The 24,248-nt window shown below is 45.6% G+C and carries 21 protein-coding genes; 2 read left to right on the forward strand and 19 right to left on the reverse strand.

Translation table 11 applies throughout. The features are described from left to right. Positions 1-33: 33 nt before the first annotated feature. From Q0323_RS07875 to alaS, 10 genes are all read right to left on the reverse strand, one after another. Positions 34-651, reverse strand: a complete 618-nt coding sequence (locus tag Q0323_RS07875; RefSeq protein ID WP_291936681.1) for a hypothetical protein — start codon at positions 649-651, stop codon at positions 34-36. Between the two features lie 186 nt (positions 652-837). Next, on the reverse strand, positions 838-1,281 hold the full coding sequence (locus Q0323_RS07880; protein WP_298053295.1) for a GatB/YqeY domain-containing protein: 444 nt from the start codon (positions 1,279-1,281) through the stop codon (positions 838-840). Between the two features lie 273 nt (positions 1,282-1,554). Beyond that, positions 1,555-3,792, reverse strand: a complete 2,238-nt coding sequence (locus Q0323_RS07885; RefSeq protein ID WP_298053296.1) for a nitric-oxide reductase large subunit — start codon at positions 3,790-3,792, stop codon at positions 1,555-1,557. Between the two features lie 161 nt (positions 3,793-3,953). Continuing rightward, a complete protein-coding gene (locus tag Q0323_RS07890) occupies positions 3,954-4,655 on the reverse strand; it encodes an IS1595 family transposase (RefSeq protein WP_298053297.1) in 702 nt (233 codons plus the stop codon). Between the two features lie 29 nt (positions 4,656-4,684). Continuing rightward, the gene (locus Q0323_RS07895; protein WP_298053299.1) at positions 4,685-5,341 is read right to left on the reverse strand and encodes a hypothetical protein; all 657 of its coding nucleotides are present in this window, start codon (positions 5,339-5,341) and stop codon (positions 4,685-4,687) included. A 41-nt stretch (positions 5,342-5,382) separates the two neighbouring features. Next, complete coding sequence (locus Q0323_RS07900; RefSeq protein ID WP_298053301.1) at positions 5,383-5,859, reverse strand: hypothetical protein; 477 nt, start codon at positions 5,857-5,859, stop codon at positions 5,383-5,385. Positions 5,860-6,177: 318 nt separating this feature from the next. Beyond that, positions 6,178-8,088: a transglycosylase domain-containing protein gene (locus Q0323_RS07905; protein WP_298024723.1), complete on the reverse strand. Its 1,911-nt coding sequence runs from the start codon at positions 8,086-8,088 to the stop codon at positions 6,178-6,180. Then, on the reverse strand, positions 8,082-8,627 hold the full coding sequence (maf, locus tag Q0323_RS07910) for a septum formation inhibitor Maf (protein WP_298053340.1): 546 nt from the start codon (positions 8,625-8,627) through the stop codon (positions 8,082-8,084). Before maf ends, Q0323_RS07905 begins: the two co-directional genes overlap by 7 nt. Then, a complete protein-coding gene (locus tag Q0323_RS07915; protein WP_298053304.1) occupies positions 8,627-9,136 on the reverse strand; it encodes a hypothetical protein in 510 nt (169 codons plus the stop codon). The genes maf and Q0323_RS07915 overlap by 1 nt, the downstream gene beginning before the upstream one ends. Beyond that, entirely contained in the window at positions 9,133-11,676 is a 2,544-nt protein-coding gene (gene alaS, locus Q0323_RS07920; protein WP_298053305.1) for an alanine--tRNA ligase, read from the reverse strand. Before alaS ends, Q0323_RS07915 begins: the two co-directional genes overlap by 4 nt. 123 nt (positions 11,677-11,799) lie before the next feature. On the opposite strand from alaS, the gene Q0323_RS07925 reads away from it, so the two are divergent. Both Q0323_RS07925 and hemH read left to right on the forward strand, forming a co-directional pair. After that, on the forward strand, positions 11,800-12,672 hold the full coding sequence (locus Q0323_RS07925) for a Gfo/Idh/MocA family oxidoreductase (RefSeq protein ID WP_298053308.1): 873 nt from the start codon (positions 11,800-11,802) through the stop codon (positions 12,670-12,672). Beyond that, positions 12,669-13,736 (forward strand): ferrochelatase, encoded by a 1,068-nt coding sequence (gene hemH, locus Q0323_RS07930; RefSeq protein ID WP_298053309.1) that lies wholly within the window; start codon positions 12,669-12,671, stop codon positions 13,734-13,736. Before Q0323_RS07925 ends, hemH begins: the two co-directional genes overlap by 4 nt. 16 nt (positions 13,737-13,752) lie before the next feature. Here the strand turns inward: hemH and Q0323_RS07935 are convergent, their stop codons facing one another. The 9 genes from Q0323_RS07935 to Q0323_RS07975 all read right to left on the reverse strand — a co-directional run bounded on the left by Q0323_RS07935 (position 13,753) and on the right by Q0323_RS07975 (position 23,688). Continuing rightward, entirely contained in the window at positions 13,753-14,316 is a 564-nt protein-coding gene (locus Q0323_RS07935) for a hypothetical protein (RefSeq protein ID WP_291936655.1), read from the reverse strand. A 284-nt stretch (positions 14,317-14,600) separates the two neighbouring features. Beyond that, positions 14,601-15,836: a nucleotide sugar dehydrogenase gene (locus tag Q0323_RS07940; protein ID WP_298053312.1), complete on the reverse strand. Its 1,236-nt coding sequence runs from the start codon at positions 15,834-15,836 to the stop codon at positions 14,601-14,603. Between the two features lie 501 nt (positions 15,837-16,337). Next, positions 16,338-18,158 carry a penicillin-binding protein 2 gene (locus Q0323_RS07945; protein WP_297962444.1) on the reverse strand — a complete coding sequence of 607 codons (1,821 nt, stop codon included), beginning with the start codon at positions 18,156-18,158 and terminating at the stop codon, positions 16,338-16,340. 66 nt (positions 18,159-18,224) lie between these two features. Continuing rightward, positions 18,225-18,908, reverse strand: coding sequence for a leucyl/phenylalanyl-tRNA--protein transferase (aat, locus tag Q0323_RS07950; RefSeq protein WP_298053314.1), 684 nt, complete (start codon positions 18,906-18,908; stop codon positions 18,225-18,227). After that, a complete protein-coding gene (locus tag Q0323_RS07955) occupies positions 18,908-21,289 on the reverse strand; it encodes an AAA family ATPase (protein WP_298053316.1) in 2,382 nt (793 codons plus the stop codon). Before Q0323_RS07955 ends, aat begins: the two co-directional genes overlap by 1 nt. Before the next feature lie 15 nt (positions 21,290-21,304). Continuing rightward, on the reverse strand, positions 21,305-21,610 hold the full coding sequence (locus tag Q0323_RS07960) for an ATP-dependent Clp protease adaptor ClpS (protein ID WP_297964302.1): 306 nt from the start codon (positions 21,608-21,610) through the stop codon (positions 21,305-21,307). Continuing rightward, a complete protein-coding gene (locus Q0323_RS07965; protein ID WP_298053319.1) occupies positions 21,600-22,298 on the reverse strand; it encodes a TlpA family protein disulfide reductase in 699 nt (232 codons plus the stop codon). Before Q0323_RS07965 ends, Q0323_RS07960 begins: the two co-directional genes overlap by 11 nt. 55 nt (positions 22,299-22,353) lie before the next feature. Then, on the reverse strand, positions 22,354-22,818 hold the full coding sequence (gene smpB / locus Q0323_RS07970; RefSeq protein WP_005871759.1) for an SsrA-binding protein SmpB: 465 nt from the start codon (positions 22,816-22,818) through the stop codon (positions 22,354-22,356). A gap of 126 nt (positions 22,819-22,944) precedes the next feature. Next, on the reverse strand, positions 22,945-23,688 hold the full coding sequence (locus Q0323_RS07975; RefSeq protein ID WP_298053322.1) for a 4-(cytidine 5'-diphospho)-2-C-methyl-D-erythritol kinase: 744 nt from the start codon (positions 23,686-23,688) through the stop codon (positions 22,945-22,947). Positions 23,689-24,248 lie beyond the last annotated feature (560 nt).

Below are 24,248 nucleotides of genomic sequence, written 5' to 3' on the forward strand. Positions count from 1 at the left end.
TTCGCTGCAAGATACGGAATTTTACGGCTTTTATTATCGCGGGCTATATTCCTGCATCATCACCACGGGCAGAAACAGTACCGTTCCCACGATTATTATCGGCACAGCTACGATGGTGCTTATCGTATACAATAGGGCGTTGCCCTCGCAGCGTTCGGGCCTAACCTCGATGTTTGCCGGAATCGGAGAGCGCAGCCTATCGCTTGGCTTCATTATTTCGCTAAGATTTTTGATCTGTACGACGCGCGCATCGAAGTAGAAAATCGCTTCTATCTCGCCTTTTTTCTCATCGATTTCGATGCGGTTCGCTAGAGCTTTGATTTTGGCGACGTCTGCTCCTGCGGCAGAGTTTAAAAAAGCACTGAAGCTACCGCGCGCCTCGCCGTTTTTAGCATCGGTTACTTCGATCTGTACAAACTCGCGCTTAAGCCCTTTGGCGTATCCGCCATCGTAAAATTCCGAGATATTCTTAAGCGACGAGCCGTTCGTTAGGACATAGCTGAGTTTCTCACCTACGATGTATTCCTTGCCATCGTTTATGAAAAATGCCGTAATCTTTTCGGGCGTTTCATTTGCCCCAGGCACTACGTTTTGTTTGCACTGGCATCCCACAAGCAGGACAGCTAGTAAAACCGCGATAAATTTTTTCATGATGATCCTTTAAAATTTTAAATTAGCGTATAAATTCCGCAGCTAAAGCTCTATCTTAAAAAATTTCAGCAGCGAAATTTTGGCGTGTAATTCCGCGTCGTAAAATTCCGGCATAGAATTCCACTCCGTAAAGCTGCAACGACTATAAAAAGCAGCTCCAGCTTTTAAAATCCAAAGCCTCTAAGGCTACTTCAGTGCCGCTTTGACCGCCTCGCTTAGACGCTTGCCGTCCACTCTTGAGCCGAGCGCTTCTTTGGCGGCTTTCATCACGCGCCCCATATCCTTTGCGCCGCTCGCACCGAGCTTGGCGATTAGCGAGCCAACCTCGGCGGCAAGCTCGGCATCGCTTAGCTGCGCGGGCAGATAGGACGCGATGATCTCGATCTCGCCCTGCTCTTTTTGCACCAGATCGTCGCGACCGCCCGCGCGATACTGCTCCACAGAGTCGTTTCGGCGCTTGATCTCGCTTTGAAGTATGCTAAAGACGCGCTCGTCGCTAAGGCTGATGCGCTCGTCCACCTCGACCTGCTTAAGCGCGGCGTTAAGCATCCGCAGGCTGTCTCTGCGGAAGTGATCGCCGCTTTTCATCGCCGTTTTAATGTCTTCTAAAATTTGCTCTCGCACACCCATTTTCCACTCCTTGAGATTGAAATTTTGGCGGTAATTGTAGCAAATTTAAAATTTGGCTCGGGTAAATTTAAGAGGATGAAATTTTAAAATTTTAAAGATTTAGCGCAATTTGCGGCTAAACTTAAAGCTCGCGCGGATATCGTCCGCGGCAAAGACTCGCGCGCAGCTCCCCTTTGCGGAAAAAAGCTCGCGCGAAGCGCGCTAAATTTAAAAAGCCTCGCAAGAATATAAAATTCCTGCGAGGCAAACAAGCGATAAAAGCTCGCGAAAGCTCTATTTAGCGCGTGAGAATATCATTCGCACGATTTGGAGCAAGAAGCACACGCTTCCTACCAAAAAGATCGTATCGCCGATGATGCGCGCCCAGCGAAGCCCGTAGAGGCTATCTTTTTGCAAAAATTCCGCGCTTCTTGCGTACCACATACCCACGTCGATCGCCGCGAATGCCTGCAAAATTCCAACCGGCAGAAGCGAGATTAGCACCATTAGAAGCAGACCCGCATTTAGCGCCCAAAAGCCGATCTTCATCAGCGTATCGTCGAAGCTTTTGTCTTTGTAAATGTACAGCGCCACGAGCCACACGAAGCCGAGCGCCAAAAAGCCGTATACGCCAAATAGCGCCGTATGAGCGTGCACTGCGGTGGTATTTAAGCCCTGAATATAAAATAGCGCAAGCGGCGGATTAATTAAAAAGCCGAAAACGCCCGCGCCCAGCATATTCCAAAACGCCACGGCAATGAAGCAGTAAAGCGGCCATTTTAAACGCTTAGCCCAATCCTGCGCGAATTGAAGTTTGTAATAGTGAAACGCCTCTGAGCCCAAAAGCACCAAAGGCACGACCTCAAGCGCCGAGAAGCTCGCACCCACAGCCATTATCGGCGTAGTGGTGCCCGCAAAATAGAGGTGGTGGAAGGTGCCCGGAATTCCGCCGATTAGGAAAATCGATGCGCTAGCAATCGAAGTGTAGGTGGCAAATTTCTTGCTTACTAAGCCCAAGGACGCGAACACGAACGCCAAAGACGCCGTCGCGAAAACCTCGAAAAATCCCTCGACCCAAAGGTGCACGACCCACCAGCGCCAATACTCCATTACAGGGATTGGCGAGCGCTGTCCGTAAAATAGTCCAGCGCCGTAAAAAAGCCCCACGGCGATAACCGAAGCGGTAAAAATCGCCAATAAATTCTTATCGCCCTCGGCTCTAAAGCCCGCGATAAAGCCGCGAAGCACGAGTACCATCCAGATCACAAGGCCCACAAACAGTATCAGCTGCCAAATTCTACCGAGGTCTAAATACTCGTATCCTTGATGTCCGATCCAGAAACTGCTGCTTGGATCCATCTTGCCCGCAATCGCCATGTATTCGCCCGCGAAGCTGCCGACGACCAAGAAAAGAAGCGCGTAGAAAAGCACGTCCACGCCGAGCTTTTGAAATTTAGGATCCTTGCCGCCGTTGATGATCGGAGCTAGAAACAATCCCGCCGCCAAAAAACCCGTAGCGATCCAGAAAATGGACGCTTGCACGTGCCAGGTGCGCGCTAGCGAGTAAGGGATATACTGCGAAATATCCAGCCCGAAAAAGGACTGACCCTCGATCGTATAGTGCGCAACAAAGCCGCCGATGAAGGCCTGAAATGCAAACAATGCAACCGCTACGAAAAGATATTTGCCAAGCGCCTTTTGCGACGGCGTAAGCGCCAAAGCGGCGATCGGATCGGCGCTAAGCTTCGCAGGAGCCTCGAAATCCTCGTCCTTTTTGCCGTAGAAATTTCCAAACCACACTAAAAGACCGATGCCGGTAAGCAAAATAACGAGACTTGCGATCGTCCAAACGACGTTTTCCGTGGTAGGGACATTGTCTATCAGCGGCTCGTGCGGCCAGTTATTGGTATAGGTCGCCTCTCCGCTCGGACGATCCGTAGAAACCGCCCACGCAGTCCAAAAGATGAAATCCACGAGCTCGGCGCGGTGTTGCTCGTTTGCGAGCGTATTTTCCTTCATCGCGTAATCCTCGCGAAGCTTTTTAAAGCGCGGATCGTTTCCGAAAACACCCATGTACTCGTCTTTTACGACCGCCATAGCCTTTAAGCGATCATCGCTTAGCTTAACGGTGCCGTCTTTTACGGTGTTGGTGCGGTACTCGGCCTTTGTAAGCGCTTTGATCTGCGCCTTTTGCTCGTCATTTAAGGCGTCAAATTTCACGCCGAAACGCTCCTGCGCCTTGATATCCATAAACGCAACCAGCTCCTTATGTAGCCAATCCGCGCTCCAATCGGGCGCCTGATACGCTCCATGACCCCAGATCGAGCCCACCTGCATACCGCCGATGCTCTGCCAGGCCTCCTGCCCGCGGTAAATGCGCTCGGTGCTGATTAGCTCAGCTCCGCTAGCATCGGTAAATTTTACCACCGGCGGAGACTGCCTATACACCTCGCCGCCGTAAAAACCCAAGAAACTAAAGCCCACGATGAGTACCGCTACAAGCGTCATCCAGAGCTTTTTATATTCTGCCATTCTCACTCCTTTAACTGAAATTAGGAGAGAATTTTACCTATTTAAATTTCGATAAGCATTGAGGCTCGTCAATAAAAAGATAAAATTTATCTGCTTAAGCTGGAATTTATTAAAGTATACTGGAATAAGGTATTTTAGAAAATTTTATATAAAATTTAGGCTCAAGATAAGTTAAGCGGATTCTCTCTTATCAATTTCAACAGTTTCTGATATAGGTTTTCCTGTGTAGTTTTAGTATTATATCTAAATTCGCATTCTTTAATATGAAGCAAAAAATTCTCTTTCTTGATGCCTTTAAATTTAGATAATCTATGTTTAGCATATCCCCAGAAATTCTCAATACCATTTATATGGTTTTTTCCATTAGCAAATTCATTCTTTGAATGTTTTACTCTATAGTGAGCTTTAGCTCCGTAATCAACCAATCCGTCATAAGCTTTCCAGCAATCAGAATAGATAGTAGAGCTATCAAGCTCGCTATATTGCGATAGTATTGGTATTAGTTCACTAGCAGAGCAGTTCTTTACTATCTGAGTATAGACCTTACCATCTCTTTTAAACATACCGAATACCGGTTGCTTTCCGCTTGCTCCTCTACCTATCTTACATCTTACTCTTTTAGCTCCGAAGTAGCTTTCATCTATCTCTATCTCGCCATTAAATTTGCTTATCTTTTCACATTCTTGAGAGATCAAAACTCTAATGCTTTTTAGAATCTTATTAATGGAAATTCTAGAGATTCCTGTAAAATTTGCTATTTTAGTAGCCTCTATATCCTCTGCAAAATACTTTAAAATTTCTCTAAATTTCTTTTCTGAAATTCGAAAACGAATTATATACTTGTTTTTCATCGGCAGGATCATAGTTAAAAACTCCTTTGAAAGTTTTTAACTTATCTTGAGCCAAAGTTTATATCTACAAATCTATCCCTGATCTCAATGTTATCAAGATTTAGATTTAGTTTGTCTTTTAAATACTTTTTCAAATTTACTCGTTCATACTCACTTAACATAGTTAGCGGAATGGCAAAATAATTACTATGAGTACTATCTAATAAAATTAGAACATTTAAATTTATGCTATCTATTCTTCTTAAAATTTTAAGTACACAAAAGCAAAGAAGATTTATCGGATGCAAAGCGTACGATAAAATTAGCAAGAGAAATTTTTTAAACCTAGTTATATTGGCATTGTATTTGCACGCGTCTTCAATCACGAGTCCAGAAAATTTATAAATAGCGATTTTATCGAAATTAGAAGCCTTTACACTTTTATGTACCGAATATACATCGTTATAATTTTTGCATAAAGAATTATATTCTATTCTATCGGAATAGAAATTTAAAAATTTATGTTTATTAATAAATAAAATTCCCACCAAAAAAGTAACAGCTCCTAAAAATTGATATGCCCAAGCACTTCCTCTGCAGAAAAATAGAAATATAACTAAAAATACAGCTAATATTAAATAACATTCCGTACTGATTTTAGTCCAATAATCTTTGATCATAAAAAGAGGCATTTCAGATTTATAACTTTGAAATTTCATACGATAATACTCCAAATTTTTAATTCAATACGCCGCTCTTTTCATTGACTTTGCTCTGCATCTTTCACTCCTTTTAGATAGAAATATATTTTGTAAATAAATTCGAATGCAGACATTAATATTGCGGAACTCGAAAGAGATAAACCGGATTGAAAGAAAAAGATATATCCAAAAATTGAAAATCTACTTTGAAATTCCGGCATAAAATGGCTTGTTCTTATGCTTATACCGCTGCTTGCAAAATATCCGGTATAATAAACCTCAAACATAAAAATACCTAGACCGAACATAAATGGAAGCAACAAAAACGGGCAATCGTTTTTACGCTTCTTTTTTGCAACCAAGATAAAATCATCATCATATCTGCAAAAGTAAATATAATAAACCAATGAATATAAGCTAGAAACCGCAAAAATAATAATCCCGTATACCCACATAATACTAACGTAAAATTCCAAAAGTTGGGTGTATGGGCTAATACTACCGATAATTTCGATATTTGGAAAATAGCTTTTCATAAAATTTACGAAATTTAAGCACGCAGGAGAAATATCTAAAATATTTTCGGGAATTATAAAAGCGCTAAGAGAATATAAAAAATATATAAAACACAATTTCGTAAAAAATTTACCGAATTTTATACGAGTATTTTCTATTCTTATCTTTTTACTTTAAAATTCTAAATCCTGCAATCTTAACCCCTAAATAAAATGATTACGCATTTTAGCGCATACAACCTTAAACAAACTATAAATTAGCATATTTATATTGTGCTTAATAAACGCAATCTATGTAAGGGCTTCCGAAAACGGATAAAATTTGGATTTGCTCTAAATTTAAAATGATCCGTCGCTGCTACTTTCGCGAGGTTTAGGAAGCGGCGAAATTTTAGTGTAATACTCCTCTTTGCCGTTGTATGAGCTGCTAAAGACGCCGTCTGGAACCGTGAAATTTCGTTTAGTTTGCGGATACTCTTTGAGGTAGTTTGCTAAAAAGCGCGCAAAGACAGGCGCTGCAGTACGCCCACCGCCCTCGACCTTTCGCATAGGTTTATAATCGTCGTTGCCATACCAGATTATGATCTGTAAATCCGGCGTAAAGCCGCAAAACCATGCATCTATGCTATCGTTTGAGGTGCCTGTTTTGCCCGCTATGTCGATGCCTTGCACGCGTGCGCGAGTACCGGTGCCGCGCTGCACGATATTTTTTAGTAGTGTAGTCATCAGATATGCCTGCTCCGGGCGCAGCACGCGGCGGCGCTCAGGCTCGATAAAGCGAGTTTTGCCGTCCTTATCGGTAATCGAAACGATAAATTTTGATTTTGCAGTAATCCCAAGCCCCGGAAACATCGAATACATCGTGGAGTATTCAAGCGGCGAAATTCCGTAGCTGCCAATAGCTACCGACAGGGCGGGCGGGACGTTTTTAAAGCCGAACTCGCCCAGCTTTTTTACCGCGCGATCAACGCCGATAGATTGCATCAGATTGATCGAGGCAAGGTTGCGCGAGCGAGTTAAAGCTTCTTTGATCGTGATATAGCCGCTGTAAGTCTTGTCGTAATTTTTCGGCTTCCACGTTTTATCACTGCCGTCGTCGAATTCTCTAGCTATATCGGGCACCTCAGTCATCGTCGAGTAGCCCATATCAAGGGCAATTTGATAGACGAAAGGCTTGAAGCTGGAGCCAGTTTGGCGCTGGGATTGGCTGGCACGATTGAAATTTGATTTCGCGTAATCCACGCCGCCTACTAAGGCTAAAATTTCGCCATTTTGCGGATGCGTGACGACCATAGCGCCGTTTACGTTGCTTGCATTGGCGTCTTTGTTGCGCTTTAAAATTTCATTGTAGCCGAAAACTAATGCCTCTTGCGCCATCGCTTGCGCCTTTAGATCAAGGCTCGTATCTATACGGTATCCGCCCGTGCGGACATCCGGTAGAATTTTTTCCGCTTCTTTTATGATCTCATCTACGGCATACGGCGCTGCGTTTTGCGTGAGCGTTTCATTATAAATCGTAGGCTGCTCGTTCATCGCAAGCTCATATTCGGTCTTATTTATCCAGCCGAGCTCATGCATCCTATAAATCACGTTATTGGCGCGCGAAAGCGACAAATCCAGGTGCTTAGTAGGATCAAAGCTGCTAGGAGCTTTCGGTAAGCCCACTAAAATCGCGATCTCTTTAAGACTCAAATCTTGCAAATCTTTTTTGAAATATCCTAAAGCCGCCGTGCGGATGCCATAATATCCGTGTCCGAAATATACTTCGTTGAAGTAACGCTCTAGAATTTGTTCCTTGCTTAGGGCGTTTTCTATCTTAAGCGATAGGATCGCTTCTTTGATCTTGCGATCAAGCTTCTTTTCGCTCGAAAGAACTAAATTTCGCGTGATCTGCTGCGTAATCGTAGAAGCCCCTTCGACAAATTTCATCGCTTTGACGTCCTTAATAATCGCCCTAAAAATCGCCTCGACATTCACACCGCCATGTTCGAAAAACGCCGTATCCTCGATAGCTACGAGCGCCTCGATCACGCGACCTGGGATCTCGTCAAATTTTACGTAAATTCTATTTTGTTCATTAAAAACATTGGCTATCAAATTACCGTTGCGATCATAAATTTTAGTCGTAAGCTCGGGATGATAATCGATGATAGAGTCCGATTCCAAGCGGATTTGCGAGTAAAAATACAAAAAAATTCCGCCTGCGGCAAACGCACAAACCGTAATAAAACTAAATAAAACTCTTACCATACAAACCTCTTTAAAATTTCCAGATCAAGCCCCATCGCAGTAAATTTAGAACCGCGCGAACTTAAGATATATTTTTCGTTAAAGCCCTCGATGCTCATCGCACCCGCCTTGCCGCGCCAATCGCCGCTAGCGATATAGCCTTTTAAATCCGCTTCAGTAAATTCCGCAAATTCAAAGCTTGCGACGCTAAGTGCCGAAAGCTCTAACGCCTTACTGCAAAAAATCATCGCAGTATAAACGGCGCAGCTAGCACCACTTTGAGCTCGCAGCATCCTTAATGCGTCCGCTTCATCACGTGCCTTGCCTAAAATTTCGCCGCCGGCAAGTATGGAGCTATCGGCAAACAGCACTCTATCATAATTTTTATAAATTTTAAAAAACTGCGTTTTCTTGGCTACGGCAACGCGGTAAGCATAGGTGCGTGCATCATCCTTGCTAATGCCGCTTTCATCGAAATTAAAAGGAATTTGCGTAAATTCTACGCCGTTATCCTTTAGAATTTGCGCCCTAGTAGGCGAGCTGGAAGCTAAATAAATCATCAAAACTCGCCCACAGTCACGCCTAGATAAACGCAAATCAGCGTAACTACGATATTTAACGGGATGAAATATTTAACGACGATGATTAAATGCTCATTCGCCTCAAGCTCATTTCCTGCATCCAAAGCTCGCTTCAAAGATGAAATTTTATAATGCATGTAGATAAAATTTAGTAGTATAAAGCCGGCGCCAGCCCATAGCGTCGCAATCGCACCTTTTACCATAGGATCTGAAAATTTAAAACTTCCGCCGTCCGCAAGAAAAAATCCACTTACGCAAACGATCACCAAAAATAGTGCAAAGAACTGCTCATAGCGTTTCATATATCGTAAAATTTCTGCAAATTTTACATCCTTCGCATCCGCTTGACTTTTACTGCTTAAATTCATAAAAATCCGCGCGATCAAAAATACGCAGATCTGCGCGCAGACCAAAAAAATCACGCTTAAAATATGAATCAGCGGCAAAATTTGCGAGGCTTTGATGAAGCCGGTATCGATTTCGTTCAAATTTTACCTTTTGCGTAAGAGGTCGCTTCTTTAATTGCTTCTTCGATTTTTAGCACGTCCTTGCCGCCTGCGGTTGCAAAATCATCGCGTCCGCCGCCGCCGCCGCCTAAAATTTGCGCTGCTAGCTTAACCCACTCGCCCGCTTTAATAGGCGCGTTTTTAACGCCCGCTGCGATTGAAATTTTACCGTCTGCACCCACTTGCATTAGCATTATCGCCGCTTTTTCGTGGCTATTTTTAAACTCATCTATCATAGTTTTTATATCACCGCTTTCGACCGAGGCTACGCAAAGTTTGATATCGCCGACATTTAAAAATGCCAGTGCATGGGAACTGCTTGCATGCTTGATCTGATCTTTTAGTGATCTGATCTCATCTTTTAATTTCTCAATCGCGCGGAGAGGCTCAATCCCTTTTAGTTCTGTAGAAATTTCAGCAAGCTTAGCGCGATTTTGAAGCGCCAAATTTAAAGCAGCTCGCGAACAAACTGCCTCGATACGCCTAACACCCGCACTTACGCCGCTTTCTTTGACGATAAAAAACGGTCCTATCTCGCTTAAATTACGCACGTGAATTCCGCCGCAAAGCTCCTTACTAATCTCTCCAAAGCTCACAACGCGCACTTTTGAGCCGTATTTTTCGCCAAAAAGCGCAATCGCGCCGCTGTTTTTAGCGTCATCTATATCCATAATCTCAGTTTTTGCCGCACAGCCCTTGCAAACGGCGTTATTTACAAATTCCTCGATTTTAGCTAGCTCCTCGTCGCTAAGTGCCTTAGGATGCGAGAAGTCAAATCTTAAGCGGTCCGCTTCAACCAAGCTTCCTGCTTGAGCGATATGAGCCCCTAGCACCGCACGAAGCGCCGCGTGCAAAAGATGTGTCGCGCTGTGATGACGTGCAATCTGCTCACGCTCCTCAGAAACCTTGAGCCCGACGATATCGCCAATTTTTAGGTTACGATTAAGGCGCAAGTGGGATAAATTTAGCCCATAAAATTTCTGCGTATCAAACACATCGGCTATGGACTCCACTTCGCCGCTATCGCCCGTTTGACCGCCGCTTTGTGCATAAAACGGAGTGACATCAAACATCGCCCAGCCGATATCGCCGGCTTTGAGCTCATCCACTTCCGCAAAATCCTCGTTAAGCAGCGCTAAAACCTTGCTCGTGCGGCTAAGCTCTTCGTAACCGCTAAATTTATTCTCACCAAATTTCTCTAGCAGTGCCTTAAAATCGCCACGGACGTTTTTATCGCCACTGCCCTTCCATGCGGCTTTAGCTATCTGCCTTTGCTCGCTCATAAGCGCGTCAAATTTAGCCTCATCCACGCGCAAATTTTTCTCGCGCAGCATATCGGCGGTCAGATCGAGCGGAAAGCCGTAGGTATCGTATAGTTTAAACGCGACCTCGCCGCTAAAAATTTCTTTAGTGCGCGCAAGCTCCTCGTTAAAAAGCTCGATGCCGTTTGCCAAAGTGGCAAAAAATCGCTCCTCTTCGAGTTTGATCTGCTCCTTTACGGCTTGCTTTTTCTCGTTCAGATAGGCATAGTGCCCGCCCATCAGCTCGCATACTTTATCCACGAGGCGATACATAAAGGGCTCTTTTATACCGAGCAAATAGCCGTGGCGAACGGCACGGCGCAGAATTCTACGCAAAACATATCCCCTACCCTCGCGATTAAAATTTGTTCCCTGCGCTAGCAAAAACGTAACCGAGCGGATATGATCGGCTATGACGCGGTAGCTCGCGCCACTTTCATAAACGTAAGGTTTGCCGCAAAGTTTTACAACCTCATCAATTAGCGGCATAAAAAGCGAGCTGTCGTAGTTGCTAAACTTGCCTTCTTTAATCGCCGTGACGCGCTCAAGCCCCATGCCCGTGTCGATGCTAGGCTTTGGAAGCGGGCTAAGCTTGCCGTCTTTGCTGCGCTCGTACTGCATGAAAACTAAATTCCAAATCTCTAAAAAGCGGTCGCCGTCGCCGCCCATATAATCCTCGGATGAGTGAAAATGCTCCTCGCCCTGATCGTAAAAAATTTCGCTGCACGGACCGCATGGTCCGGTATCGCCCATCGCCCAAAAGTTATCGTGATCGCCGAAGCGGTAGATGCGCTCCTGCGCTATGTGGCGCGCCCAGAACTCGTAAGCTTCGTCGTCCTTTTCATGCACGGTGACGTAAAGTTTGTCTTTAGGAAGCTTTAAAATTTCGGTGATAAACTCCCACGCATAGGCGATCGCCTGCTCTTTGAAATACTCGCCGAAACTGAAATTGCCAAGCATCTCAAAAAACGTATGATGGCGCGCGGTATAGCCGACGTTGTCTAGGTCGTTGTGTTTGCCGCCGGCACGGATGCAGGTCTGACAGCTCGTGCGAATAGGCGGCGTCGGGCGCGGTACGGCTCCAGTGAATATGCTTTTAAAGGGCACCATGCCCGCGTTTGTAAAAAGTAAGCTGTCATCATCTGGCACTAGCGGCGCGCTGGGGATGATCTGATGGCCCTTGCTTGCAAAGAAATTTAAATATTCGCTTCTAATATCCATGATTTGTCCTGATTTCAAGTTAAATTTTAAAGGCGCATTTTAGCTAAATTAGATTTTAAAAACTATAAAATTTTAACCATTCTTAGTTATAATGGCGCGAAAGATTAAATTTAGGGCATAACGATGAAAAAAAAGATAGCGATCATAGGCATGGGCGAGCTTGGTCAAAAGCACTTCAGCGAGCTAAGAAGGAGCGATTATTTCGAACTTGTAGCGCTTTATCATAAGGGCAGCAGTGAAAATTTCGGCCCGCGCTATCCGATCTTTGATAATCTAACCGATCTTTTTAACGTCGCTAAGCCCGATGCCGTAGTCATCACGGCTCCCCCGCCATCGCATAAAGAGCTGATTTTAAAATGCCTGCCGTTTACCAAAAATATCTTTGTAGAATCTCCGCTCGCGCAAAGCCTAGCCGAAGCCAGAGAGATAAACTACGCAGTCACCACTAACGGCACGCGCCTAGCCGTAGGCTACTCCGACCGCTACAATCCTGTCATCGTATCCTTGCTACGCGAGCTTGCCAAGGGGGATAAAATTTTTTCGATGAGCTTCGTAAGCGGTTTTGCAAACGATGATAGAGCAGATATCGTAGCCAATGCCCTTTTTAGAGATATCGATCTTGTGCGGCTGCTTTCTCACAGCGAGATCGCCTGCATAGAACTTAGCAAAAATATCTCTAAAGAGCGCACTCTAGCCGCATGCGCGACACTCCACACAAAAAGCGGCTGCTATTGCACGCTAATGCAGTCCAATCTCTATCCGATCAGACGCCACGGTATCGAGATTTGCACCGATAGCGGCGTATATTTCGGCGATCTGGTCTCAATAACTCTTTTTAAAATTACGCCTGACGGGCGCGTAAATCTGCGCGTCGATCGCGATGACTTTTCGCTACGGCGTGAACACGAAGCGTTTTGCGAGATGTGCGACAGCAGCACGAACGCAGGTCTTGCAAGCGTTGAGGACGCGATAAAAATCAGAGAAATCATCTCATGAAAAAAGCCCTAATTTTACTCAACATGGGCGGTCCGAACAATCTGAGCGAGGTTGAAGTTTTTTTAAAAAATATGTTTAACGACCCCTTTATTTTGGGCGTTAAGAGCGATTTTTGGCGCAGCGTTTTAGCCGCGCTCATCGTAAGAAGTAGAGCGGCGGCGGCGCGTAGCAACTACGAAAAACTGGGCGGACGCTCGCCGATATGCTCCATTACCGAAGCGCTTTGTGAGCGGGTAAATGAACTAGCGCGAGCCGAATTAAGCGCGGGATTAAAATTTAAAGGTGCGGCGGACGCAAGCGCCGCAGGTGAGCCGCCGCAAGAGGCACAGGCACAGGGCGAGCCGTCGCAAAACGCGGCGCTGCAGGATGAAAAACCGATAGATGAGCTAATTTGCGATTATGCGATGAATTACACGCCGCCTTTTGCGGAGGATGTGTTTAAAAAATACGCGGATTTTGACGAGATAATTTTGATGCCTTTGTATCCGCACTTCTCAAAAACTACGGTGCAATCGAGCCTGTGCTCTGCCGAGGCGGCACTTAAACAGCTCGGTATAAAAAATTATAGAATCATCGACATCTTCTACGACAGCGCCGCTTACAACGAAATTTTGCTAAATTTAATCGCAAGCTGCGTCGCAAAATTTAGCGCGGATGAAATTTCGCAAATTTCACTCATATTTTCTGCCCATTCGCTGCCGGTAAAAATGATCGCCGCGGGCGATCCCTACGAGGCGCAGGTAGAAGCGCACGTGGAAATTTTAAAAGATCTGCTGGCTGCGCGCGGGATTAAATTTAAAGAGATCATTTTGGCGTATCAATCGCGCCTTGGCCCCGTGAAGTGGCTAGAGCCCAATATCGCGGACGTTTTGCGAGATTTGCAGAGCAAAAAAGCGCTCATATTTCCGATCGCGTTTTGCGTGGATAACTCCGAGACCGATTTTGAGCTGGATATTTTTTATAGGGCTAGTGCGCGCGAGCTGGGTTATGAATACTACGAAGTGTGCAAATGCCCGAACTCTCGCGAGGATTTTGCAAAATTTATACTCGCGCAAGCGCTGTAAATTTAGAGATTAAAATTTAATCTTTTAGTTTGGATTTTTTATATTCTATATGAAGCTTGAAAGTAAATATAAAAGCTATTAAAACTAAAATTATACCAGCTATAACGCTAGTTTTTCTTCCTTTGTAGAGATAGCTCATGTTTGTCGTATCTTTAAATAAAACCAAACCATCATCGCAGCGGCTCAGCTTATTCAATACAAAATCAGACATATTTATGATTATACATCGATTAAATACATATTCTTTAAAAAATATATCACAAATATATGTTCCTTCTGAAATTTTTACATCTACAAAGCGTCTAGTGATGATTTTATTATTATTTTGGATTGACACTACACAATTGGCTTTCGTACGATAATGTCCTTTGTGCCTTTTAAGTTCTTTTATAGTACCGGAAAATACGAATGGATCTCTTATGCTTTGAGTACTTGGTACGATAGAGTAGGAGTACAAGAGAAGTATCGGTGCGATAAATGAAACGCAAACAACGATTAGCGTTATAAAAGTATGCTTCCGATCAAAGCCGAATTTAATCAAATCATACCAATAATCTACGTAGTAAAGCGGGTTTTTCATTGTATTCCTTTAGTAGCTTTTGGCAAATCAGAATATTCTTGTAGCGATTTAAAACCACCTGTAATAAGTACACCTTTTATCAACACTTCCTCTACTCATCTATATCTCCTTTATTAAAATTAAGGCATTGGAATTTTGAGCGTCAGAATTTTCCTGTGAGCCTCGCTCTAAATTTTGACGTCGTTCGTTTAGAATTTTCTTTAGCTATTCGAGCCTTGCCTCGTTCATCCTTATCCCCGCTAAACCGCCTATTTAGAAGTCTAAATTTAAACCTCGGCTAAATTTCAGAGTTTTCCTTGTGCGCCTTTATAGACGTTTTTCACGTCGTAAACCAGCGAGCCCCTGTAATCAAGCTCGAAAAATTGCTTATGCGCCACGGCGATTACGACACAGTCAAATTTGCGCAAGTCGGGCTTTTGCAGCAGATCGATGTCGTAGTACCTCTTAGCGTCGGCGGCGCTCGCCCAAGGATCATAGACGCTTACTTCGCAGCCGAAATTTTTAAGCTCGTTTATCATATCCACGACGCGCGTATTGCGGGTGTCGGGGCAGTTTTCTTTAAACGTCAGCCCCAAGATCAAGACCTTTGCGCCCTTTACCTTTTCGTCGTATTTTATCATCATCTTAACGACCTCCGTAGCGACGTAACTTCCCATATTATCGTTGATACGGCGGCTTGAGAGGATGATTTCGGGGTGATAGCCCACCTCGGTCGCTTTCTGCGCCAGATAATACGGATCGATGCCGATGCAGTGTCCGCCCACGAGCCCCGGACGAAAGCTTAAGAAATTCCACTTCGTAGCCGCCGCGTCAATGACGTCGTTGGTATTGATACCGAGCTTGCCGAATAGGATCGCAAGCTCGTTGATAAAGCCGATGTTGATGTCGCGCTGGGTGTTTTCGATCACCTTTGCAGCCTCGGCGACCTTGATGCTGCTAGCGCGAAAGGTGCCGTTTTGCAGGATGCTAAGATAGACGCTATCTACGACGTCTAGAGCCTCGGGAGTGCTTGCCGAGACGATCTTTTTGATCTTCGTGACAGTATGAATTTTATCGCCAGGATTTATCCGCTCGGGCGAATATCCGCAGAAAAAATCACGGTTAAATTTAAGCCCGCTTACGCGCTGCAACACCGGTACGCAGTCCTCCTCCGTAGCGCCCGGATAGACGGTGCTTTCATACACGACGATGTCGCCCTTTTTAAGCACGGCTCCGACGCTTTCGCTGGCCTTGATTAGCGGCGTAAGATCGGGGCGATTTAGCCTATCTACTGGCGTCGGCACGCACACGATATAAAAATTACTCTGCCTCATATCATCTAGCTTTGCGCTAAATTTAAGCCCGTTTTGAATCGCCGCAGCAAGCTCCTCGTCGCTAAGCTCCAGCGTGCGATCGTGCCCGCCGCGCAGCTCCTCTATGCGCTCTTGCGAGACGTCAAAGCCTATGACCTCGTGTTTCGCCGCAAACGCCGCCGCCAAAGGAAGCCCCACGTAGCCAAGTCCGATTATCGCTATTTTCATTTTTCCCTCATTTGCTTTCATATTTTCCTCTTTTCTTTGCGTTAAATTTCATCGTTAATTTCGCAACCAAACTCGCCAAATTTCGCAGTTGTGCAGACATACGGCGCGAATTTATAGCGCTGCGTCTTAAAAATTTAAAGCAATTAAGCTTGCTCGCCATTTTGCTTATGTTGCTTGCGCGATGGCAAATTTAAAATTTTGCCTTGACGCGGGATTTTGCGCTACGGCAAAATCCCAAGCCACGATAAAATTCCAATGCCTTAGCTCAGCGAGCCGCGCCATGCAAAATTTCAAGCCGCGATAAAATTTTACTACCGTGCCAAAATCCCGCATCACGATAAAATTCCATCTTCGTTCCGTTAAAATTTTACGCCGGAAATTCTATGCCGCCAAAATTCCGCGCCGTAAAATTTAAACGCCTTAAAATTTCAAAAGTCGCGTTAAATTCCATGAAATTTCGTCGCCGCAAAATTTTAAAAAACCTCGCGAAATTTAGCAAATTTAATCTTTAATTTCAACCGCTTCATCCTTGATCTCGACCTTTTGCGTGGCGTTTGCGTCGGCTGCGGGCTTTAGATAGCCCTCCTCTATCAAAATTCCTACCGCCCGCTTAAAGATCGGCAGCGCATTTTGAGCGGCGTAGTAGCTGCCCCTTTTAGGCTCGCGCACCAAAACGCCGATCGTGTAGCTGGTGTCCGCGTCGTTGGCAAAGCCAAAAAACGAGCTATTATAGGCGCTCGAATAGCCGCCCCCCTTAGCGATACGCGCAGTGCCCGTCTTGCCGCCGATTTGCAGCCCCGCTACCCGCCCTTTGCGCCCCGTGCCGCTCTCAACCGTTTTGATTAAAATTCCTTTTATTACGTCAGCGGTAGGTTTAGAGATTACCTGGCGGGTTTCGCTTTCGTTAACGGTGTAAGTTTTGCCATTATTTTCGAGATTTTCGACTAGGCGCGGGCTAATCATGACGCCGCCGTTGTTAAAGACGGTATAGGCATTGAGCATCTGAAGGAATGTCATCTGCGCGCCGTAGCCGTAGCTGATCGTGGCTTTGTAAATTTTATTATTCAGGCTTTTGATGCTTGGGATATTTCCGCTTTGCTCATACGGCAGATCGATACCCGTTTTTTGCGACATACCGAAGTTCATAAGTCCGTCATAAATAGCCTGTCCCTCCAACCGCTCTGAAATTTTAATCATTCCTATGTTTGAGCTGTGGATGATGATCTCCTCGCCGCTCATCTGCTTAGCCGGGTGCGTGTCGCGGATCGTGCGAGTACCAAGCTTATAGCTGCCGTTATAGGTATTAATGATCTCGCCCGGTTTGACGGCTTTGGCATCATAGGCGATTGCGAAAATTATCGGCTTCATAATCGAGCCCACTTCGTAGGCGTATTCGCTCGCGGTAAAATTTAAATTCTTAAGATCGTTTTTTGTGATGTTTGATGGATCATAGCGGGCATTGGTCGCAAGAGATAAAATTTTGCCCGTTTTAGAGTTCATAATGCCCACCACGATTTCTCGCGCATCGTAATTATCCGCGCCCTCATCGCTTAGGCGCTCTATCTTTCTTTGCAGCGTTAGCGGCACGCTTAGGCGGACATTGTAGCCGTCGATCCTGCCCGTTTTTTTGCTGCTACGCTCTAGAATGATGTTGCCGCCGATATCGCGCGGGCCCACGATAAACTCATCTCTAACCGGCGCTAGATAATACTCATAGTACTTCTCGATCCCCTTAATTCCGCTAACCTTGGTGATGCCATCAACCTCTTTTTTATTGATATAGCCGATTAACGGAGTGAGCGAATCACCGACATTGTAGCTGCGCTTCTCGCCGCTTTCGCTCACGCTCATGCGGATAGGCGGATTTAGTCTGCCGTTTGCGCCTATGAAACTAACAAAGACCTTTTTTAAATTTAGCTTATATGCAAGCTCTTTTAGATGCACGGCGGTTTTGGCGTCGATCTTATACGACAGCACGGTCGTGCCGCCAGAGCCCTCGATCGCGCTTTTGACACGCTTTTCGCTATCGCCCGTGTAGATGCAGTATAGACGCACGAAAAGATCAAGCTTGTTTTTATCGATGCTACGCGCATCGACGCTAACTTTATAGAGTTTGACGGAATTTGCCGCGACGTAGTTATCTTTTGCGATTATCGCGCCACGGATCGCGCTGTTGGTTTCATTGACATCCAGGCGCGGTAGCTTGCGCTCAGTGCTGCCCCAAAAATATAAAATCGCCAAAAATACAAAAAGCGCCGCCGGCACGAATATAAACATCACAATAATCATACCGACCGAGGAGCTTTTATCTCTTTGCCACATCTTATTTCTTTAAAATTCTAAATTCCGCGCACTCTCTGCTTGTGCGACTGCGTTTCAAGCTTTGGCTCAATGCTGCGCTCCGCGCTGAACTTTAAGATCCGCAAAGCGCTCAAAGCCGCTATCTTGCACACTAAGCTCAGCAAATAGAGCGAGAAATTCCGCTCGCGGCATCTCTTTAGCACCCATAAATTTCAGATGCTCGTTCATAATCTGACAATCGATTAGAAAGCCGAAATTTGCAAGCACCTCACAAAGCCTAATCAGCGCGACTTTCGAAGCGTTGCTCTTTAGGCTCAGCATGCTCTCGCCGCAAAACACACGCCCAAAAATTAGCCCGTATAACCCACCCACAAGCTCGCCATCCTCGTACACCTCGACGCTGTGAGCGTAGCCGTCTGCTGCCAAACGCGAGTAAGCCTGCACGATCTGCTCGCTGATCCAAGTGCCGTCGCTCTCTTTTTTTCGTACGTCTTTGCAGCGCTCGATGAAGCCCTTAAAATTTGCGTCAAATTTCACTTCATATCGCTTAAGATAGGGCTTGATGGACTTTTGCACACGCACTTCACGCGGATCAAGCACTGCGCGCGGATTGGGCGACCACCATAAAATCGGCTCATCCTCGCTAAACCACGGAAATATCCCTGCGCTATAAGCGCTAAGCAAACAATCCTCGCTCAGATCGCCGCCACTTGCAAGCGGCGCAAAATCGGGCGCATCCATAGGATCTGGAAAATCGTAAAACCGAGCCATTATTTAACGACGCTGCTTTGAGCTAGTGCGGGTTGCTTTTTTTCTATCTGCGGCAAAGGCGTAGAAGCAAAGCTAAAGCTTAGCTCGCCATCTTTTACGCTCACGCTAACCAAGCCGCCCTCTTGCAGCGCGCCAAAAAGCAGCTCGCCGCTTATATGATCGCTGATCTGAGAGCTGATCTCGCGCTTTAAATTTCGCGCTCCAAACTCGTCCGAATAGCCGCGCGAGATAATCAAATCTTTTGCTTCCTTGCTTAGGCTAATCTTTACGTTTTTTAGCTGCGACTCTAGCTCGCCGATAGTTTTATCCACGATCTTTTCTAAAATTTCGCCGCTTAAGCGGTTGAAATTTATGATTTTATCGATACGATTGCGAAATTCCGGCGCAAAAAAGCTTTTTATGGCACTATCCACTTTATATCTCTCGTCCTTCGTAAATCCAACTTGCGGCGCTTCTTTCGTGCCTAAATTCGACGTCATTATTATGATCGTATTTTTAAAATCGGTCGTAACGCCGTTGTTATCGGTAAGACTTGCGTTATCGAAAATTCCTAAAAAAATATTCGTCATGCTAGGATGAGCTTTTTCCACCTCATCAAATAAAATGACGCTGTAGGGGTGCTTTTTAATGTTATTCGTTAAAATTCCGCCATTTTCAAAGCCCACGTATCCAGGAGGTGCTCCGATGAGCCTCGAGACGCTGTGAGCTTCCATATATTCGCTCATATCATAGCGCTCAAAATGCACTCCAAGCTGCGCGGCTAAAACCTTGGCTAGCTCACTTTTGCCCACACCGCTGCTACCTGCAAATAAAAATACGCCGATTGGGGAGCTTGCGCCTCCAAGCCCGGCGTAAGAGCGCAAAAGCGCCTTGCAAAGGCTGCTAACCGCCTCATCTTGACCGAAAATTTCACGCTTGATATTGGCTTCCAGATTTTTTAGTACCTGTTTATTATCGACGCTACTACTTAAATTTGCAATATTCGCGCTAATCGAAAGTGTATTTACTAAATCATCCTTACTGATTTCAAGCGGAGCTTCGTGCGGTTTAAACGCAAAGCTCGCGCCCACCTCGTCGATGAGATCAATGGCGCTGTCGGGAAGGAATTTATCGCTTTGATATTTTTTAGCAAGCGTTACGCTATCACGCAAAATTTCGTCGCTAAATTTTACGCCGTGAAATTCCTCATATTTTTTGGCTACGCCTTTTAAAATTTCGACGCTATCGTCAATGCTAGGCTCGCTCACATCGATCTTACAAAACCTGCGGCTAAGTGCTTTATCCTGCGAAAACGAGCGGTATTCGCCGTATGTAGTAGCGCCGATGACCGATAGCTCGCCGCTTGCAAGCGAAGGTTTTAGGATATTTGACATATCAAGTTCGTTGCGATTGCCCGTGCCTGCGCCAACGATCGTGTGAATTTCATCGATAAATAAAATCGCGTTTTGATTGGCGCTAAACTCGTCTATGAGATCCTTTAGCCTCTCCTCAAACTCCCCGCGCAGCGTAGTGCCTGCGATCAGCGCGCCAGCATCAAGGGCGTAAATCACCTTGTTTTTTAGCTTTTCTGGCACTTCGCCGCGGACGATTTTTAGTGCGATACCCTCGATGATCGCGGTTTTACCAACTCCTGCTTCGCCCACTAAGATAGGATTGTTTTTCTTGCGGCGACAGAGGGTTTGCAGCGTCTTTTCGATCTCTTTTTCGCGTCCGATGAGTGGATCGATCTTGCCCTCAAGCGCGATTTTATTGAGGTTTGCCGTATAAAGTGAGCTAGGCGAGTCCTTTTTAATATCGCGCTCGTTTATGGCGTCCTTTTCGCCCTCAAACGCAGGCTCAAATTCCGTATTCTGCCACTGCCTGCGACTTTCGTCGTAATTCATCGCATGCGTGATATCATCGATATCGTATGAGTTTAGCTTAATCGCTGCGGCTTCGTCGCGAGAAACGACCTCGTCGCGGTGATCGAAAGCAGATTTGTACTTTCGCACAATGAGCTCAAAAATCGCGGCATTGATACCGTAGTGATTTAAAATTTTAGTGCAGTCGTTTTCCTTATCATTTAAAATTTTAAGCATAAAATCAAGCTCATTTTTAGGCTCTTTAGCGTTATTTAATTCAGTATAGAACTGCTTAAATTCTATCGTCTGCGCTGGAGCCTTGCCACTTGATTTAGGCATCATATCCAAAAGCCCGCCCAGATTATCCAAGATATTTAGGTAGTTAATATCCGGAATTTCTTTGGCGATGAGCCCGTGAAAGGGCTTATTGTATTTAAAAATCGCATAAACTACGTGCGAAGTAGTAATGTATTCGTCCTCGCCGTCGTTTGCGACGCTGATTGCTTGTTCAAAATGTTTGTTTAAAAAAAATCCTATCATTGCTTTCCTTTAAATTTAATCCTCTTCGATCTCACATCTAAGAGGGAATCCTGCGGCCTTTGCCGCTTGTAAAACCGCTTGTTGCTTGCACTCGGCTATCTCTTTAGGATACGCGCCGCAAACCGCGCGACCCTGCCTATGAACTTTCATCATTAAATCTACGGCGTCGTTAAAGTTTTTGGCAAAAATCTCCATCAAAATATAAACCACGAAATCCATCGTCGTCACGTCGTCGTTGAGTAAAATCACTTTATACGGACGAGGCACGAAAGATTTTGTTTTGGCGCGAGTGCGAATCTGCACGCCGGTTTTAGTTGCCATTTTTTATCCTGGCGATATCGCTTTTTATCACATCGGTATCGACCATGCCTAAGTAATACGGCTTGCCCCGCTCATCGCCTTCATTAATGTCGGTGAGCCTTTGATATTTTCCATCTTTAAGTACTACCTTAAAAGGGATCGAAAGCGCGTGACGATAACCGATGTCGCTTAAAATTTGACCCACTATGCGCTCGTTCTGTTTTGAATTGGAGATGAAATAATACGCATTAAACTTTTTCGTAAAATTTTCGATCACTTGCGCGTCCGTAATATCCTCAAAATAGATTAGCCCGACCATCAGAAAATCCGCTGAATTTTTTAGCTGAAAGTCCATCAGATGCGGCGCTTCGATGCGGCACGGCTGGCAGTACGTACCAAAAATATCAAACATTAAAATTTTATCGCTGTCCGCGAGCTTAAAGCCCTTTTCTGTGCGCTCGATCGTTACCTCGCCGCCTACGACGCTTTTAAGCGTAAGGCGCTCTCCCGTTTTAAACGGCGTAAAAGCTACCTCCTCGCCGCTTTCTCCACCAATACGCTCGCCATTTTTATCTTGCGCGGAATTTTTTGCCATCTGACTCTCGCTCGCGGTAGGATTCTCGCCGGCAGGGCCCGTCTTTTTCTGCGAATCATCTCCGCAGCCGCTTAAAACAAAAATCGCCAAACATGATAGTAAAAATTTCTTCATTGCATTTCCTTCGGGTTTAAATTTAAGCCCGCATTTTAACCAAAGTTTTGTGAATTTAAAATGAATGCTTGTCGTATCGCTTCATCGCACTTTGCGCTTCGCGGTCGGCTTCCTTGCGCTTTAGCGATTCGCGCTTGTCGTGCAGATTTTTGCCTTTTGCTAAAGCGATACGTGCCTTTACGCGGTTTTTATCATTCAGATACAGCGACAAAACCACGATGGTAAGGCCCTCTTTGCTAACCGCGCCAAGCAGTTTATCGATCTGCTTTCGGTGCATCAAAAGCTTTCGCGCCGCCCCCTCGTCTGGACGAAAATGCGCGTTGGTGCTTTCAAGATAGCTGATATGGGCGTTTAGCAAAAACAGCTCGCCGCGGATCACGCGACAAAAGCTATCTTTGAGATTGCCCCTGCCCGCGCGCAGAGCTTTGACCTCGCTTCCCTTTAGCACGATGCCCGCTTCAAAGCTTTCAAGTATCGTAAAATCGTGAAATGCCTTGCGATTTTTACTCAGTTCTTTCATCTTTTTCCTTCTAAATTTGGTCCTAAGCTTAGCCCGTTTTTGCTTAAATTTAAAAGCGGGCGAGCGAAATTTTAAATTTTATCTTTAAATTTAGCTTTTAAATTTTAACCGCGCACCTTGGAATTCTTATTTTAAGAAAAACACGCTGCTGCCGCTGCCGCTTAGAAACATATCGCGGTACCTATCCATCTGCGGATATAGCTTTATGCACGGTGCGAAAAGATCGTTTAGCTGAAAGCCGCCGTATCGCGCCAGCAGCTGCTCGCTGCTTAAACGCAACATCTCTTGCGCCTGCGCGGCATTTATATTTTGCATAAAGCTTGCGCGAAACTCGTTATAAACCGCGCCGGTAGAGCAAAAGATCGCTGGCGTTAAAATTTCGATCGCAGGCAGCCGGTCCTCGAAAGGCTCGATGATCTCGCCGATGCCGCGCACGTTCGCGGCCTCAAGCCCGCTAACAAAAAACGCGACGTCCGCGCCGATATTTTGCGCGATCGCTATAAGCCGCTCGCGTGAAATTTTTAAGCTTAATTCCTCGTTCGCAAGCCGTAAAAACGCCGCCGCGTCGCTACTACCGCCACCAAGACCCGCGCCGATCGGAATACGTTTTTTAAGCACGATCTTGTGCAAGCCGAAAAACTCCGCAAGCTCGCGCGCAAAGCCCGCCTGCTCAAGCGCCGCCTTGGCTTTTAAAATTATATTGTCCGCGATCTGCGCGGCGTCGCATTCAAGCGCAAAGCCGCTCGCGCGCTCAAAGCTTATCTCATCAAACAGCTCCCTGCGCAGCACGAAGCGCGAGGCGATCTCGTGGTAACCGCCGCGTGTGCCGACGACTTTTAAAAAAACATTGATCTTTGCATAAGCTTTCAAAATTTTACTCCTTCTGCGCCTAGGCGCGCTTGCGTTAAATTTAGCCCGCCGCAAGCTCATCCGGCGCGATTAAAATTCCGATCCGTGCGCGAGTTAAATTTCAGCCTGCGGCAAGCCCTATCCAGTGCAATCAAAATTTAAAACTGCGTGCCGTGAAGTGCGCGCCGCGGAATTTAACCCACGATCGCAGCGCCCGATACGTAAATTTTATAAAGCGCGGAAATTTAAATCTGCGACGCATGCGGCTAAATTTCAACCCGCGGCGCAAATCTATCTCAGCGATTAAAATTCCAAGCCGGCAAAATTCTAGCCGCACCGCTGCACGCCGCACTAGGTCATAAATTTAGTTTAGCGGTATGTCGCCTGCTGCAAAATCAAACCCATCGGCGCAAACTACGCATTACCGCGAGCTGGAATTTCATTCAGCAAAGACTGCTTGCCGCAGCACTAAGCTCTAACCTGCGCGCTTTTTAAATCGTCAAATTTTAATCTCGCGGCGCGTCGCCATCGCGCGGCACAAGTAAATTTAAACGCCGCTCCGCCGCATTTAAATTTGGGTT

The sequence above is a fragment of the uncultured Campylobacter sp. genome (assembly GCF_938030145.1).
Lineage (GTDB): Bacteria > Campylobacterota > Campylobacteria > Campylobacterales > Campylobacteraceae > Campylobacter_B.

Coding starts and splice junctions, on each gene's coding strand:
- Q0323_RS07960 (WP_297964302.1), bottom strand. CDS start 21,610: ATGGCAACTAAAACCGGCGTGCAGATTCGCACTCGCGCCAAAACAAAA.
- Q0323_RS07875 (WP_291936681.1), bottom strand. CDS start 651: ATGAAAAAATTTATCGCGGTTTTACTAGCTGTCCTGCTTGTGGGATGC.
- Q0323_RS07900 (WP_298053301.1), bottom strand. CDS start 5,859: ATGAAAAGCTATTTTCCAAATATCGAAATTATCGGTAGTATTAGCCCA.
- smpB (WP_005871759.1), bottom strand. CDS start 22,818: ATGAAAGAACTGAGTAAAAATCGCAAGGCATTTCACGATTTTACGATA.
- Q0323_RS07885 (WP_298053296.1), bottom strand. CDS start 3,792: ATGGCAGAATATAAAAAGCTCTGGATGACGCTTGTAGCGGTACTCATC.
- Q0323_RS07905 (WP_298024723.1), bottom strand. CDS start 8,088: ATGGTAAGAGTTTTATTTAGTTTTATTACGGTTTGTGCGTTTGCCGCA.
- Q0323_RS07890 (WP_298053297.1), bottom strand. CDS start 4,655: ATGATCCTGCCGATGAAAAACAAGTATATAATTCGTTTTCGAATTTCA.
- hemH (WP_298053309.1), top strand. CDS start 12,669: ATGAAAAAAGCCCTAATTTTACTCAACATGGGCGGTCCGAACAATCTG.
- Q0323_RS07880 (WP_298053295.1), bottom strand. CDS start 1,281: ATGGGTGTGCGAGAGCAAATTTTAGAAGACATTAAAACGGCGATGAAA.
- Q0323_RS07940 (WP_298053312.1), bottom strand. CDS start 15,836: ATGAAAATAGCGATAATCGGACTTGGCTACGTGGGGCTTCCTTTGGCG.
- Q0323_RS07895 (WP_298053299.1), bottom strand. CDS start 5,341: ATGAAATTTCAAAGTTATAAATCTGAAATGCCTCTTTTTATGATCAAA.
- Q0323_RS07945 (WP_297962444.1), bottom strand. CDS start 18,158: ATGTGGCAAAGAGATAAAAGCTCCTCGGTCGGTATGATTATTGTGATG.
- Q0323_RS07925 (WP_298053308.1), top strand. CDS start 11,800: ATGAAAAAAAAGATAGCGATCATAGGCATGGGCGAGCTTGGTCAAAAG.
- Q0323_RS07935 (WP_291936655.1), bottom strand. CDS start 14,316: ATGAAAAACCCGCTTTACTACGTAGATTATTGGTATGATTTGATTAAA.
- aat (WP_298053314.1), bottom strand. CDS start 18,908: ATGGCTCGGTTTTACGATTTTCCAGATCCTATGGATGCGCCCGATTTT.
- Q0323_RS07955 (WP_298053316.1), bottom strand. CDS start 21,289: ATGATAGGATTTTTTTTAAACAAACATTTTGAACAAGCAATCAGCGTC.
- alaS (WP_298053305.1), bottom strand. CDS start 11,676: ATGGATATTAGAAGCGAATATTTAAATTTCTTTGCAAGCAAGGGCCAT.
- maf (WP_298053340.1), bottom strand. CDS start 8,627: ATGATTTATTTAGCTTCCAGCTCGCCTACTAGGGCGCAAATTCTAAAG.
- Q0323_RS07965 (WP_298053319.1), bottom strand. CDS start 22,298: ATGAAGAAATTTTTACTATCATGTTTGGCGATTTTTGTTTTAAGCGGC.